This is a genomic window from Enterobacter sp. MGH 16, assembly GCF_000493175.1.
Classification (GTDB): Bacteria; Pseudomonadota; Gammaproteobacteria; order Enterobacterales; family Enterobacteriaceae; genus Enterobacter; species Enterobacter roggenkampii.
Genome location: NZ_KI535695.1, coordinates 4,349,287 through 4,361,590, shown reverse-complemented (window position 1 = coordinate 4,361,590; position 12,304 = coordinate 4,349,287). Strand labels below are relative to the sequence as shown.

Annotated in this window: 18 protein-coding genes; 6 read left to right on the top strand and 12 right to left on the bottom strand. The window is 53.6% G+C overall.

The features are described 5' to 3' along the window. Window positions 1-126: 126 nt before the first annotated feature. Window positions 127-747, bottom strand: coding sequence for an FKBP-type peptidyl-prolyl cis-trans isomerase (gene fklB / locus L362_RS02520; RefSeq protein ID WP_008502892.1), 621 nt, complete (start codon window positions 745-747; stop codon window positions 127-129). 233 nt (window positions 748-980) lie between these two features. Between fklB and L362_RS02525 the strand changes: the two genes are divergently transcribed. After that, window positions 981-1,625: an OapA family protein gene (locus L362_RS02525; RefSeq protein WP_008502893.1), complete on the top strand. Its 645-nt coding sequence runs from the start codon at window positions 981-983 to the stop codon at window positions 1,623-1,625. A 68-nt stretch (window positions 1,626-1,693) separates the two neighbouring features. Here the strand turns inward: L362_RS02525 and rplI are convergent, their stop codons facing one another. From rplI to rpsF, 4 genes are read right to left on the bottom strand one after another with little or no spacing between them, the layout of a single operon-like run. After that, the gene (gene rplI, locus L362_RS02530; protein WP_008502894.1) at window positions 1,694-2,143 is read right to left on the bottom strand and encodes a 50S ribosomal protein L9; all 450 of its coding nucleotides are present in this window, start codon (window positions 2,141-2,143) and stop codon (window positions 1,694-1,696) included. Window positions 2,144-2,184: 41 nt separating this feature from the next. Beyond that, a complete protein-coding gene (gene rpsR / locus L362_RS02535; protein ID WP_000135199.1) occupies window positions 2,185-2,412 on the bottom strand; it encodes a 30S ribosomal protein S18 in 228 nt (75 codons plus the stop codon). Window positions 2,413-2,416: 4 nt separating this feature from the next. Continuing rightward, complete coding sequence (priB, locus tag L362_RS02540) at window positions 2,417-2,731, bottom strand: primosomal replication protein N (protein WP_008502895.1); 315 nt, start codon at window positions 2,729-2,731, stop codon at window positions 2,417-2,419. A gap of 6 nt (window positions 2,732-2,737) precedes the next feature. Further along, window positions 2,738-3,133, bottom strand: coding sequence for a 30S ribosomal protein S6 (gene rpsF, locus L362_RS02545; RefSeq protein ID WP_008502896.1), 396 nt, complete (start codon window positions 3,131-3,133; stop codon window positions 2,738-2,740). Between the two features lie 341 nt (window positions 3,134-3,474). Here rpsF and yjfY point away from each other — a divergent pair, with 341 nt between their 5' ends. After that, a complete protein-coding gene (gene yjfY, locus L362_RS02550; RefSeq protein ID WP_008502898.1) occupies window positions 3,475-3,750 on the top strand; it encodes a DUF1471 family protein YjfY in 276 nt (91 codons plus the stop codon). Between the two features lie 140 nt (window positions 3,751-3,890). Here the strand turns inward: yjfY and L362_RS02555 are convergent, their stop codons facing one another. Genes L362_RS02555 through ulaA form a run of 6 tightly spaced genes read right to left on the bottom strand, consistent with a single transcriptional unit; the run spans window position 3,891 to window position 8,298 of the window. Further along, complete coding sequence (locus tag L362_RS02555) at window positions 3,891-4,577, bottom strand: L-ribulose-5-phosphate 4-epimerase (RefSeq protein ID WP_008502899.1); 687 nt, start codon at window positions 4,575-4,577, stop codon at window positions 3,891-3,893. Continuing rightward, a complete protein-coding gene (locus L362_RS02560; RefSeq protein ID WP_008502900.1) occupies window positions 4,570-5,430 on the bottom strand; it encodes an L-ribulose-5-phosphate 3-epimerase in 861 nt (286 codons plus the stop codon). The genes L362_RS02555 and L362_RS02560 overlap by 8 nt, the downstream gene beginning before the upstream one ends. A gap of 9 nt (window positions 5,431-5,439) precedes the next feature. After that, window positions 5,440-6,090: a 3-keto-L-gulonate-6-phosphate decarboxylase UlaD gene (gene ulaD, locus L362_RS02565; protein WP_023345304.1), complete on the bottom strand. Its 651-nt coding sequence runs from the start codon at window positions 6,088-6,090 to the stop codon at window positions 5,440-5,442. Between the two features lie 12 nt (window positions 6,091-6,102). Next, window positions 6,103-6,570, bottom strand: coding sequence for a PTS ascorbate transporter subunit IIA (gene ulaC / locus L362_RS02570; protein WP_003856024.1), 468 nt, complete (start codon window positions 6,568-6,570; stop codon window positions 6,103-6,105). Window positions 6,571-6,579: 9 nt separating this feature from the next. Next, window positions 6,580-6,885 (bottom strand): PTS ascorbate transporter subunit IIB, encoded by a 306-nt coding sequence (gene ulaB / locus L362_RS02575; RefSeq protein ID WP_003856022.1) that lies wholly within the window; start codon window positions 6,883-6,885, stop codon window positions 6,580-6,582. Window positions 6,886-6,897: 12 nt separating this feature from the next. Then, a complete protein-coding gene (gene ulaA / locus L362_RS02580) occupies window positions 6,898-8,298 on the bottom strand; it encodes a PTS ascorbate transporter subunit IIC (protein WP_021240705.1) in 1,401 nt (466 codons plus the stop codon). A 359-nt stretch (window positions 8,299-8,657) separates the two neighbouring features. On the opposite strand from ulaA, the gene ulaG reads away from it, so the two are divergent. Together ulaG and ulaR are read left to right on the top strand one after the other, a co-directional pair. Next, window positions 8,658-9,722, top strand: coding sequence for an L-ascorbate 6-phosphate lactonase (gene ulaG / locus L362_RS02585; RefSeq protein WP_006810379.1), 1,065 nt, complete (start codon window positions 8,658-8,660; stop codon window positions 9,720-9,722). A gap of 109 nt (window positions 9,723-9,831) precedes the next feature. Continuing rightward, on the top strand, window positions 9,832-10,587 hold the full coding sequence (gene ulaR / locus L362_RS02590; RefSeq protein WP_008502904.1) for an HTH-type transcriptional regulator UlaR: 756 nt from the start codon (window positions 9,832-9,834) through the stop codon (window positions 10,585-10,587). Here the strand turns inward: ulaR and yjfP are convergent. Then, the gene (yjfP, locus tag L362_RS02595; RefSeq protein WP_023345303.1) at window positions 10,584-11,306 is read right to left on the bottom strand and encodes an esterase; all 723 of its coding nucleotides are present in this window, start codon (window positions 11,304-11,306) and stop codon (window positions 10,584-10,586) included. The genes ulaR and yjfP overlap by 4 nt on opposite strands. Before the next feature lie 137 nt (window positions 11,307-11,443). Here yjfP and bsmA point away from each other — a divergent pair, with 137 nt between their 5' ends. Together bsmA and yjfN are read left to right on the top strand one after the other, a co-directional pair. Next, complete coding sequence (gene bsmA, locus L362_RS02600; RefSeq protein ID WP_023616161.1) at window positions 11,444-11,773, top strand: biofilm peroxide resistance protein BsmA; 330 nt, start codon at window positions 11,444-11,446, stop codon at window positions 11,771-11,773. A gap of 136 nt (window positions 11,774-11,909) precedes the next feature. After that, the gene (yjfN, locus tag L362_RS02605; protein ID WP_021240708.1) at window positions 11,910-12,197 is read left to right on the top strand and encodes a DUF1471 family protease activator YjfN; all 288 of its coding nucleotides are present in this window, start codon (window positions 11,910-11,912) and stop codon (window positions 12,195-12,197) included. Window positions 12,198-12,304: the final 107 nt, after the last annotated feature.

Sequence of the window (12,304 nt, the reverse complement as noted above, 5' to 3'; positions counted from 1 at the left end):
CGAAACAGCTCACAAAAATACACGCAACAGTTTCGTTTGCAAGATAAAATATTGATTCCGTCTTAACTATAGGTTTTCACGCTATTTTCCCCTCCCCAACCGGGGAGAGGAAATAAGAAAAGTCGATTACAGAATTTCCAGCAGCTCGACTTCAAAGACCAGAGTGCTGAATGGCGGGATGGACGCGCCAGCGCCGCGCTCGCCGTAAGCCAGGTTATGCGGGATAGTCAGTTCCCATTTGGAACCCACTGGCATCAGGGTCAGCGCTTCGATCCAGCCCGCGATAACGCCATTCACCGGGAACTCAGCCGGTTCGCCGCGCGCGACGGAGCTGTCGAAGACGGTACCGTCGATCAGCTTACCGGTGTAGTGTACGCGAACGTGGTCGGTACGCGCCGGGATTGCGCCATCGCCCTGATTGATCACGCGGAACTGCAGACCAGACTCGGTGCTGTTCACGCCTTCACGCTCACGGTTCTCTTCCAGATATTTCACACCTTCGGCGGCCATCTCTTCAAAGCGCGCGCGACGCACGGCGTCAGCACGCTCGTGGATTTCACGCAGCGCACGGTGCACAACGTCAACCGGAACGGCAGGCTGTTTACCTTCCAGCGCGTCAGCGATACCCGCCACCAGCGCTTCAGGTAACAGACCTTCCAGGCCGGATTCGCTCAGCTGCTGTCCTACCTGCAAGCCGATACCGTAACTTGCCTGCGCTTCGATAGTGTCAAAAGTCGGGGTGGTCATGGGTTTTCCTTCCATCACATTTAAAGTAGCGGGCAGCATATCAGCCATGCCCTTATGGGTAAAACTTTGTCTGAAGTTAAGGTGACAAACCGCGACGAAACAGAAACAATAGAGAGAACCAGGATTAATCCCGAACTGATGTCACGGATGTCGGGTTTACTACGCCGTTCAGGCAGTTAGCAAACTATACTTCGGGGCACAGGATAAAAAATACGCGGAGCAGGAGGAGTGCCATGCCCGGGCGATTTGAACTGAAACCTACCCTGGCGAAAATCTGGCAGGCGCCGGACAATTTTCGCATCATGGATCCGCTGCCTCCTCTGCATCGCAGAGGGATCATCATTGGTGCGCTGATGGTGATTGTGGGCTTCCTGCTTCCTTCCGGTGGCGATGATGTTGATACTGCCCCCGTCACCCGCAATGCTCAGCTGGACCTTCAGTCGCAAACGCGACCGCAGCCTGACGCACAGCCGATGCAGACGCAGCTCGTTACCCCGTCTAACGATCCGGGTCAGGTCGCGCCGGTTGAGCCAGAGCCGATTCAGGACGAACAGCCACAGGAACAGGCCGCCGCCCCGTCTCAGCCTCAGACCCAACAGCCCACCGGCATTGAGCAACAGTGGCGTTCCTATCGCGTAGAGCCGGGTAAAACGCTGGCGCAGCTGTTCCGTGACCACAACCTGCCGCCGACAGACGTGTATGCCATGGCGAAGGTGGAAGGCGCGGGTAAACCGCTCAGTAACCTGCAGAATGGCCAGATGGTGCAAATTCGCCAGAATGCCAGCGGGGTGGTGACAGGATTAACGATTGATACCGGAAATGGACAACAGGTGCTGTTTACCCGCCAGACAGACGGCAGCTTTATCAGGGTACGTTAAGGGCGGGGTTCTGTAAAAAGCAAAACGCCGGCACAAGGCCGGCGTTTCAACGTGAGCAGAGTAAAAAATTACTCAGCTACAACGTTAACAACCAGTTTAGCGAACACTTCGCTGTGAACCTGGAAGTCAACTTCGTGCTCACCAGTGGTACGCAGAACGCCGTTCGGCAGACGAACTTCGCTCTTAGCCACTTTAACGCCTGCTGCAGAAACTGCATCAGCGATATCGCGGGTACCGATGGAACCGAACAGTTTACCTTCATCGCCAGCTTTGGACGCGATGGTAACGGTGCCCAGTGCGTTGATTGCTTCAGCGCGAGCGTTAGCAGCCGCCAGAACGTCAGCCAGTTTGGCTTCCAGTTCAGCGCGACGTGCTTCGAAAAACTCTACGTTTTTCTTGGTAGCTGGAACAGCTTTACCCTGTGGAACCAGGAAGTTACGAGCGTAACCCGCTTTAACGTTTACCTGATCACCCAGGCTGCCCAGGTTTGCTACTTTATCAAGCAGAATAACTTGCATTACCTTATCCTCTTAAAGTCGTATTAATGGACCGTGCCCGATTACTGATGACGATCAGTGTACGGCAGCAGGGACAGGTAGCGAGCGCGTTTGATAGCGCGAGCCAGCTGACGCTGATATTTTGCACGAGTACCGGTGATACGGCTTGGGACAATCTTACCGCTTTCGGTGATGTAGTTTTTCAGCGTTGCGATATCTTTATAGTCGATCTCTTGAACGCCTTCCGCGGTGAAACGGCAGAACTTGCGACGACGGAAATAACGTGCCATATGGCTAGTCTCCAGAATCTATCAAATCAATCTGCTCGGCATGCAGAACCATTTTGCTCAGACCGTTCTTTGCCTTGTGGCAAGAGATGAACCCCTGAACGATTACTGCACTACCGACCGTTAAACTGTGAGTAATGGCCTGGTTTTCGTGTCCGCTAATAATAACGGGCATTTGGCACCACGCCTGCCGGTGAAACCCGGCTTCCTCTTGCACAGAACGATGCTCAAGCACGAACTGGCAATGCGGAATTCCTGATGGACTGACCTTTCGAAGGGGAGCCCTGCATACGATGCCGGACAACGCCAGACGGTTGGTCATCAGAAATTACTCTTCAGAATCCCCAGCATCAGAATCATCTGCGGTTTCGTTTGCGAAATCATCGCGACGCTCACGGCGCTCGTCTTTCGCTTTAACCATCGGAGATGCTTCGGTCACTGCGTTTTTGGTACGCATAACCATGCTGCGGATAACGGCATCGTTGAAGCGGAAGTTAGTTTCCAGCTCATCGATCACTTCCTGCGGCGCTTCAACGTTCATCAGAACGTAGTGTGCTTTGTGCAGTTTGTTGATCGGATAAGCCAGCTGACGGCGGCCCCAGTCTTCCAGACGGTGGATCGTGCCCGCTGCTGCAGTGATTGCACCAGTGTAGCGCTCGATCATACCCGGAACCTGTTCGCTCTGGTCAGGATGGACCATAAAAACGATTTCGTAATGACGCATCGAATTGCTCCTTACGGATTATTCAGCCTCCTGTCTGGGTCAGCCGAGGCCCGGGGAGGCAAGGAACGTGTTAAAGGTCGGCTGAAAAATTGACGCGTCATAATACTTGCGCGCCCCTGGAAACTCAAGCTGATTGCACAAATAATTCGCACAAAGCGCGAAGCGGGTCTAAGTGGGTGATTTAAAATTACTCACATCCGTAAGCGGTGTTTTTTTGAACAACTGCATCAGAAATGGTCACGCATCCCCGCCGGAGGAATGATTACACTTTAATCAGAGATAACCGAAACAGAAGAAGGAGCATCCCCCCTCTCACAGCACGCAGTCGTGGAGCGCATATCATGAAAAAAATCGCATTAGCCATAATGGCGGCGCTTTTGCTCAGTGCAAACGCGATGGCAGCCATCAAGATAGACAGCCGACAGGCCAGAAACATGGATGATGTGCACAGCTTAGGCGTAATCTATATTAATCATAATTTCGCCACCGAAAGCGAAGCAGATCAGGCACTAAATGAAGAGACCGACGCCCAGGGCGCAACTTATTACCACGTGATGTTAATCCGTGAGCCCGGCAGCAACGGCAATATGCACGCCAGTGCAGATATTTACCGATAACGCCTTAACGCTAGCACCAGGAAAGCCAACAACGAGAACATAGCCATAGTTGACGTTGCCCCCTGCCCGGGGGCTTTTTTTGTGAATGGCTCCGGAATACCACCGGTTACAACTGTTTTTCGGTATTCCAGAGCACTTATTCACTTCTGCCCGTAATAGGCATTCGGGCCATGCTTGCGCATGAAATGCTTGTTCATCAGGTAATCATCAATGCCCTGAAGCCGGGGGTTAATGCCGCGGGCAATCCACGCCATACGTGCCACTTCCTCCATGACGACCGCATTATGGACGGCGTCGTGGGCATCTTTTCCCCAGGCGAACGGGCCGTGCTGATACACCACAATCCCCGGCGTATGCAGCGGCTCGCATTCTCCCAGCGTGTCGATAATCACCTTTCCGGTGTTGAGCTCGTACTCTCCTTCCACTTCATCCTGCGTTAATGCGCGCGTGCAGGGGATGTCGCCAAAGAAGTAGTCCGCATGTGTCGTGCCCAGCGCCGGAATCGCCAGCCCCGCCTGTGCCCAGGCGGTCGCGTGCGTGGAGTGAGTATGCACCACACCGCCAAGAGACGGATAACGCCGATACAGCGCCAGATGGGTCGCCGTGTCCGAAGAAGGACGCCATTTACCGTCAACAACGTTTCCTTCAAGATCGACCACCACCATATCGTCAGCCTTCATGGTGTCATACGCCACACCGCTCGGCTTAATCACGATCAGCCCCTGCTCGCGATCGATAGCGCTGACGTTACCCCAGGTGAAGGTGACCAGGCCATAGCGGGGCAGATCCATGTTGGCTTCAAAGACCTGCTGTTTAAGCTTAAGCATGTTCAGCCTCCAGTAATCCCGCGCGCGCCATACGCTCGCGCACCCAGTCCCGCGCCTTTGCTACTTCCGCAGCAGGGTTGTCCGACGTTTCGCTCCACATCTCAATCAGGTAAGGCCCGCAATAGCCTGTCTGCTTGAGCGTCTCGAAGCACCGTTCGAAATCCACCACCCCGGTGCCGAACGGTACGTTTTTAAACACGCCTGGACGGGTATCTTTGACGTGCACCGCCACGATATGCCCTATGCCTGCCTGCAGCTCCATCTGCACGTCGTTATCCCATGCCGACAGGTTGCCGATATCGGGATAAAGCTGGAACCACGGGTTGTTCAGATAGTGCGCGTAGCCCAGCGCCTTACTGATGGAGTTCATCAGCGGGTAATCCATGATCTCCATTGCCAGCGTGACTTGCGCACGGCTGGCCATCTCAACGCTCTCTTTCAGGCCATCACGGAAACGACGGCGCGTTTCATCGTTAGCTTCCTGATAGTAAACGTCATAACCCGCCAGCTGGATCACGCGGATACCCACGTCCTGCGCAAAGCGGATGGCTTTACGCATGATCTCCAGCCCCTGCGCGCGCACGGCATCATCTTCGCTGCCGAGCGGAAAACGACGATGAGCGCTCAGGCACATGGACGGCACGCGCACGCCCGTTTCCGCGATGGCGCTTACCAGTGCCAGGCGCTGTTCGCGGCTCCAGTCGAGGCGAGCAAGACGCTCGTCCGTCTCATCCACCGACATTTCGACAAAATCGAAGCCCAGCTGCTTCGCCAGCTGTAACCGCTCCAGCCAGCACTCCCCCGCAGGGAGTGCCTTTTCATAGATGCCAAGCGGGACCTGTTTTGACAACATACCCGCTCCTTAGCCCCAAAGCTGAGCGATTGAGCGTTTGAACTGACGCGCGGCTTCCACCGGGGACGCCGCATCACGAATGCTGCGACCGGCAATAAAGACGTGAATAGGAATGCCCTTGAACAGCGGCAGATCTTCCAGCGCCAGACCGCCAGTGACGGTCACTTTGAAGCCCATATCGGCCAGACGTTTGATGGCGCTGATATCCGCGTCGCCCCACGCCACACCTGCGGCCTGGGCATCACGGCTGCGGTGATATACCACCTGCTGAATGCCCGCGTCGCGCCACTCCTGGGCCTGCTCCCAGGTCCAGAAGCCGGTCAGCTCAATCTGCACGTCGCCGTTAAACTCTTTTGCCACGTCCAGCGCGCCTTTGGCGGTGTTGATATCCGCACAGCAGATCACGGTGACCCAGTCGGCGTTGGCTTCGAAGCACATGCGGGAGAGGATTTTGCCTGCGTCGGCGATTTTGGCATCCGCCAGCACGATTTTATGCGGATAGAGCGCTTTCAGGTCACGAACCGCACGAACGCCTTCGCCCACGCACAGAATGGTGCCCACTTCGATGATGTCCACTTCTTCCGCAATCAGGCGGGTGGTTTCGTAAGCGTGAGACAGCGTTTGGTTATCCAGCGCAACTTGCAACATGGGTAATGACATATTCAATTCCTCTTAAACGGCCGCCGCAGTGGCGTTATCAATTAAATCCAGCACGTCCTGCGCGGTGCGGCAGGCGCGTAAACGGTCAAAATTGGCTTCGTCATCAAACAGATTGACGATCTGCATGATGCCCACCTCCTGGTGGGTATTGGCATCGACAGCCGCCATAGTGATAAGGATGTCGACCGGGTCGTTATCTTCGTGGTTAAACACCAGCGGCGTTTTCAGCGTCACCAGCGCGAAGCCGGTTTTCTTGACGCCCTCTTCCGGGCGGCCATGCGGCATCGCCAGGCCTGGCGCAATCACAAAGTAAGGGCCATGCTGCGCTACGCCATCCAGAATCGCCTGGTAGTAACGCGGCTCGACAACGTCAGCCTTAACCAGCAGATCCACACTCAGCTTCACCGCTTCCTGCCAGGTACTGGCTTCGGCCTGTAAAAGGATGGAGTTATTCTCTGCCAGCGAATCACGTAGTTTCATATGGCGTCCTTACTTCACGTCTTGTGGGAAGTGTTCTTTGATCACTTCCAGCAGTTTTGGTCCGAAATCCGCAGGCGACAGCATGTTGCGTACGCCCACCACATATTTATTACCCGACACACTAATTTCGCCGGCGATATGAGTAGAGGCGATGATGATGTCCGCGCCGTTCAGCTCACTTTTGTATTCACCCACTGCGCAGCTGTTCACCGTGTGGTCGATGTTGGACTGGGTTAAAAACTGGTCCACTTTCATCTTCATGATCATGGAGCTGCCTTGCCCATTACCACACACAGCCAGGATACGTACGGTCATAATCGAAACTCCTTAATGAGCAGACACTTCTGCTGTTTGTTTTTCCGCATCTTCTTCAGCTCGCAGCGAACGGCCAGCGAAGAACATATAAGCCAGAGCAATCAGGATGATGATGGCCATAAAGATCAGTCCGATGGAGGCAAAACCCTGCATCATCGGCGGTGCCAGAATTGACCAGTCCGCCATGCCCATCCAGGCGCTCATACCGGTGAGCTTGACCGCCCACACGCAGCCAAAGATTTCAACCATGCCCATTACCAGGCAGATCTTGAGCGCCGCGCGCCAGCCGCCGAAGTGATTAGCGAATACGCCGATGGTGGCGTTGGAGAAGAACATCGGGATAAAGCCCGGAATAATCAGGATTGAGGAGCCGCAGCCGACCAGGATACCCACCGCAATCAGCTGGCCGATGGTGCCCCACATAAATCCCCAGACCACCGCGTTTGGCGCGAAGCTATAGATAGCGGCACAGTCGATGGCCAGTACCGCGCCAGGAATCAGGCGCTGAGAGATACCGTTGAAAGCTTCAGACAGTTCGGCGACGAACATACGCACGCCCTGAGTAATGATGAAAATAGCCACGGCGAAAGAGAAACCGGTCTGCAGGATGTAAACCGTCCAGTGGGTTTTCCCCGCCATCGCCTGCACCACATCAATACCGAAGGAGAGCAGAATGGCGCCGAAGAAGAGGGTCATCACAATCGCGGTCGACACGATGTTGTCATGGAAGATATTCAGCCAGCCAGGCAGCTTAAGGTCTTCAACACTCTCTTCTTTTTTACCCAGGTACGGCGCAACTTTGTAAGCAATCCAGGCAGCAAACTGTTGCTGGTGACCGATGGAAAAACCGCAACCGTCGGTCACTATCTGGGTTGGCTTGTACATCATGTTGGAGGTGATACCCCAGTAGAGCGAGACCAGCACCGCGGTGCAGATAATCGTGGTCCACATTGGGTAACCGAAGATATAGAGAGAAACCGCAATCAGCCCCGCCTGCTGGAACATAATGTGCCCGGTGAGCATGATGGTGCGAATACCGGTAATGCGGCGCAGCAGAACATAGATAATGTTCAGCGCCAGCGCGAGCAGAACGGCGTAACCTACCCAGCTATAGGCATCACCCATACGATCGATGGTCGCCATCATTGAGGCGTAGGTATCAGAGATAGCCCCATTAATGCCATACACTTCCGACATTTTGGCAACGACTGGCTTAAACGTGCTGGTCAGTATGCCCGACCCCGCCTGCAACAGCATGAAACCGATAATGGTTTTGATGGTGCCTTTAATAATCACGCTGACGCTTTTACGCAGCAGGATATATCCCAAGCACGTCACGATACCCAGCAACAGCGGGGCGTTGGTCATTACCTGATTAAAGAAAACGGTAAAGACGTTGTAGAGGATCTCCATAACTCTCTCCAGAAATGAGAACACGAGGGGCAATCCCTGTGCGGTTGGTGCCATCACTCTATTAATCACAAATAATCACCACAAGATTAAATTTGATTATTTGTGACGCATCACGCAATTTATTTCCCTTCAGTTAGTAATGATTTTCACTACCGCACAAATGAAATAAATTAGTCCTTATAATTCATGAAATTAATGTTTGTTACGCGATAATCTAACAAGTAACAAGCAGAGAGTCTGTGACGTTGAGCAGATAAAATTCCGCATTTTCGCTATTGAAAAGCGCGTAAAATGGTGCCAGCATTAATCACAACGAATCACAATGTGATTACTTTTGATTAAAACCAGGAGTCAAAACGATGAGTAAAGTGAAAACCATCACCCGTGAATCATGGATTCTGAGCACCTTTCCGGAGTGGGGTAGCTGGCTGAACGAAGAAATCGAGCAGGAACAGGTTGCTCCTGGCACGTTTGCAATGTGGTGGCTGGGCTGCACCGGGATCTGGCTGAAATCAGAAGGTGGCGCCAATATCTGCGTCGATTTCTGGTGCGGCACCGGCAAACAGAGCCACGGTAACCCGCTGATGAAAAAAGGCCACCAGATGCAGCGTATGGCCGGCGTTGAAAAACTCCAGCCGAACCTGCGTACTACACCGTTTGTGCTTGATCCTTTTGCCATTCGCCAGATCGATGCCGTGCTCTCTACCCACGATCACAACGACCATATTGATGTAAACGTGGCGGCAGCGGTGATGCAAAACTGCGCGGACGATGTGCCGTTTATCGGGCCGCAGACCTGCGTGGATCTCTGGATTGGCTGGGGTGTGCCGAAAGAGCGCTGCATCGTGATGAAACCGGGCGATGTGGTGAAAATCAAAGACATTGAAATCCATGCCCTGGATGCCTTTGACCGTACCGCTCTGATTACGCTGCCGGCCGATCAAAAAGCGGCAGGTGTACTGCCAGACGGCATGGACGAGCGCGCGGTGAACTACCTGTTCAAAACGCCGGGCGGCTCCCTGTATCACAGCGGTGACTCCCACTACTCCAACTACTACGCTAAGCACGGTAACGAGCATCAGATTGACGTGGCCCTGGGCTCCTACGGCGAGAACCCGCGCGGTATTACGGATAAAATGACCAGCGCCGACATGCTGCGCATGGCGGAAGCGCTGAACACCAAAGTCGTTATTCCGTTCCACCACGATATCTGGTCAAACTTCCAGGCCGATCCGCAGGAAATTCGCGTGTTGTGGGAGATGAAAAAAGACCGCCTGAAGTACGGCTTCAAGCCATTTATCTGGCAGGTAGGCGGCAAGTTCACCTGGCCGCTGGACAAAGACAATCTTGAGTACCACTACCCGCGTGGTTTCGATGATTGCTTCACCATTGAGCCTGACCTGCCGTTTAAGTCCTTCCTCTGATTCCGAGGCCACATCGCCAGACTTGTGTCTGGCGATTTCATATTTATTTTAGTAATTTCACGCTATTTCAAATATCATCTTTTCAAATCAATTCTTATCGGAATAGCTCATGACGGAAGCGCAACGGCATCAAATTTTACTGGAACTCCTGGCGCAAACAGGGTTTATCACCGTCGAGAAAGTGATCGAACGTTTAGGGATTTCCCCTGCCACCGCGCGGCGAGACATTAACAAGCTGGATGAAAGCGGCAAGCTGAAAAAAGTTCGCAACGGTGCGGAAGCCATTAGCCAGCAGCGCCCCCGCTGGACGCCGATGAACATTCATCAGGCGCAGAATCACGATGAAAAAGTGCGGATCGCCAGAGCCGCGTCGCAGCTGGTGAATCCCGGTGAGAGCGTCGTTATCAACTGCGGCTCTACGGCGTTTTTGCTGGGCCGCGAGATGTGCGGCAAGCCGGTGCAAATCATCACGAACTACTTACCGCTCGCCAACTATCTCATCGATCAGGAGCATGAGAGCGTGGTGATCATGGGTGGTCAGTACAATAAAAGTCAGTCGATTACGCTTAGCCCACAGGACAGCGAAAACAGTCTCTACGCCGGACACTGGATGTTTACCAGCGGCAAAGGCCTGACCGCTGAAGGTTTGTATAAAACCGATATGCTGACCGCGATGGCGGAACAAAACATGCTCAACGTGGTAGGCAAACTCGTGGTGCTGGTCGACAGCAGTAAAGTCGGTGAACGCGCAGGCATGCTGTTCAGCCGCGCAGAACAGATCGACCTGGTGATCACCGGCAAAGGGGCTAACCCCGAGATCCTCCAGAAGCTGGAAGATCAGGGAGTAAAAGTGCTGCGCGTTTAAAGGTGCTGGCGGAAAAACGCTACCGTGGCGTCCAGCGCCGCTGGCGTAATGCGGTGGCGAACGCCTGATTCCCACAAACAGGTCAGATTACCGTCCAGCCCTTCATTCATTAACGCCTGCTGCAGACGGAAGGTGCCCTCGGGCGGGACCACATCATCCGCGTCACCGTGCCACAGCAAAAGCGGGCGATCTGCGAGGCGAGGCAATGCCCGGGTTACTTCCCACTCTTCCAGCCTCGCGGTGATTTCCGCTAAATCCTGAGGGGGAAAAAGGGTCTTCGCCAGCGAGGTAAAATAACCCGAGCCCATCAGACAGGCGACCGACTTCACTTCTGGATGGTGCGTCATGATCCCCAGGGCTGTCATACCGCCCATCGACGCCCCGGCCACGGCCAGACGATTCTCGGCCACCAGCCCTGCCTCATAAAGCGCATCGCGCAACCCGGCAAACTCGGTCAGACTCCCGTGCAGTATGTGCCAGAACTGCCCAAGGCGCGCCTGCACATTACCCATAAATCGTGCGCCGTGGTCAGGCGCATCCGGCATCACCACGCGAAAACCCGCCTGCGCCAGCGCGACCGCAAAGTAACTGTAAACCAGCTTCGATGAGGTAAATCCATGATAAAAAACCACAACAGGCAGCGGTTTATCACGTTTACCCGCTGGCATAGCGTGTAAAATTTCATGGTCGCCGAGATGGCGTATTTCAATTTCAATCATTGTCGACCCTGCACGAATGGATGATTCATAATGTTGAGAACTGGATTACGGTTTCAGGCTATTTTCATTCGAAAATTACGTCCCAGCTAACACTTCGGGAACATTCCCCCAAAACTAAATTCACAGACAACTACACTATGGCTATCAGGAAACGAGATATGGTTATGCACAGGTTTGCTGCTTTATTGCTGGTGTTTCTGCTCAGCGGCTGTAGCGCACTGCAGGGAACACCGCAACCCGCTCCCCCGGTTGCCGATCATCCGCAGGAGATTCGTCGTAATCAGACGGAAGGATTACAGCGAATGGGCACCGTCTCCGCGCTGGTTCGCGGTTCGCCGGATGACGCAGAAGAGGCAATAAAGGCACAAGCCGTCGCCGCCAAAGCAGATTATTACGTCATTATTATGATCGACGAAACCATCATAACGGGGCAGTGGTATTCACAGGCCATTTTGTACCGAAAATAATGGTTTACCTTTGAACGACATTTACACTGCTTTGCGTCCATAGACATTTTCCTGTCCACAATAAACTCCATGCCAGCGACAAGGGATGGGAGTTTATTCGCGAAGGATTGCCCGGCGGATACCGGAAATATGTGAAATGGAGCTGACGATGAAACGAACTCTTGCTTTGACCTCTCTGTTGCTCTCCGCAGGCCTGGTGAGCACCACCGCGCAGTCAGCAGAATTCGCCAGTGCTGACTGTGTAACTGGCCTGAATGAAATTGGCCAGATCTCCGTGAATAATATCTCGGGGAGCCCGCAAGACGTTGAACGCGTCGTGGCATTAAAGGCCGATGAGCAGGGTGCTTCCTGGTATCGCATCATCCAGATGCAGGAAGATAACCATATCGACCACTGGCGGGTACAGGCCATTCTCTACGTGTAAACTCCCTCCTGATAAAAGCCACTTATTTTTAGTGGCTTTTCGCTTTTGCAAATTTTTTATCTTATGAAAAACCAATCAATAACAACAAAATAACATTTTGTTACATT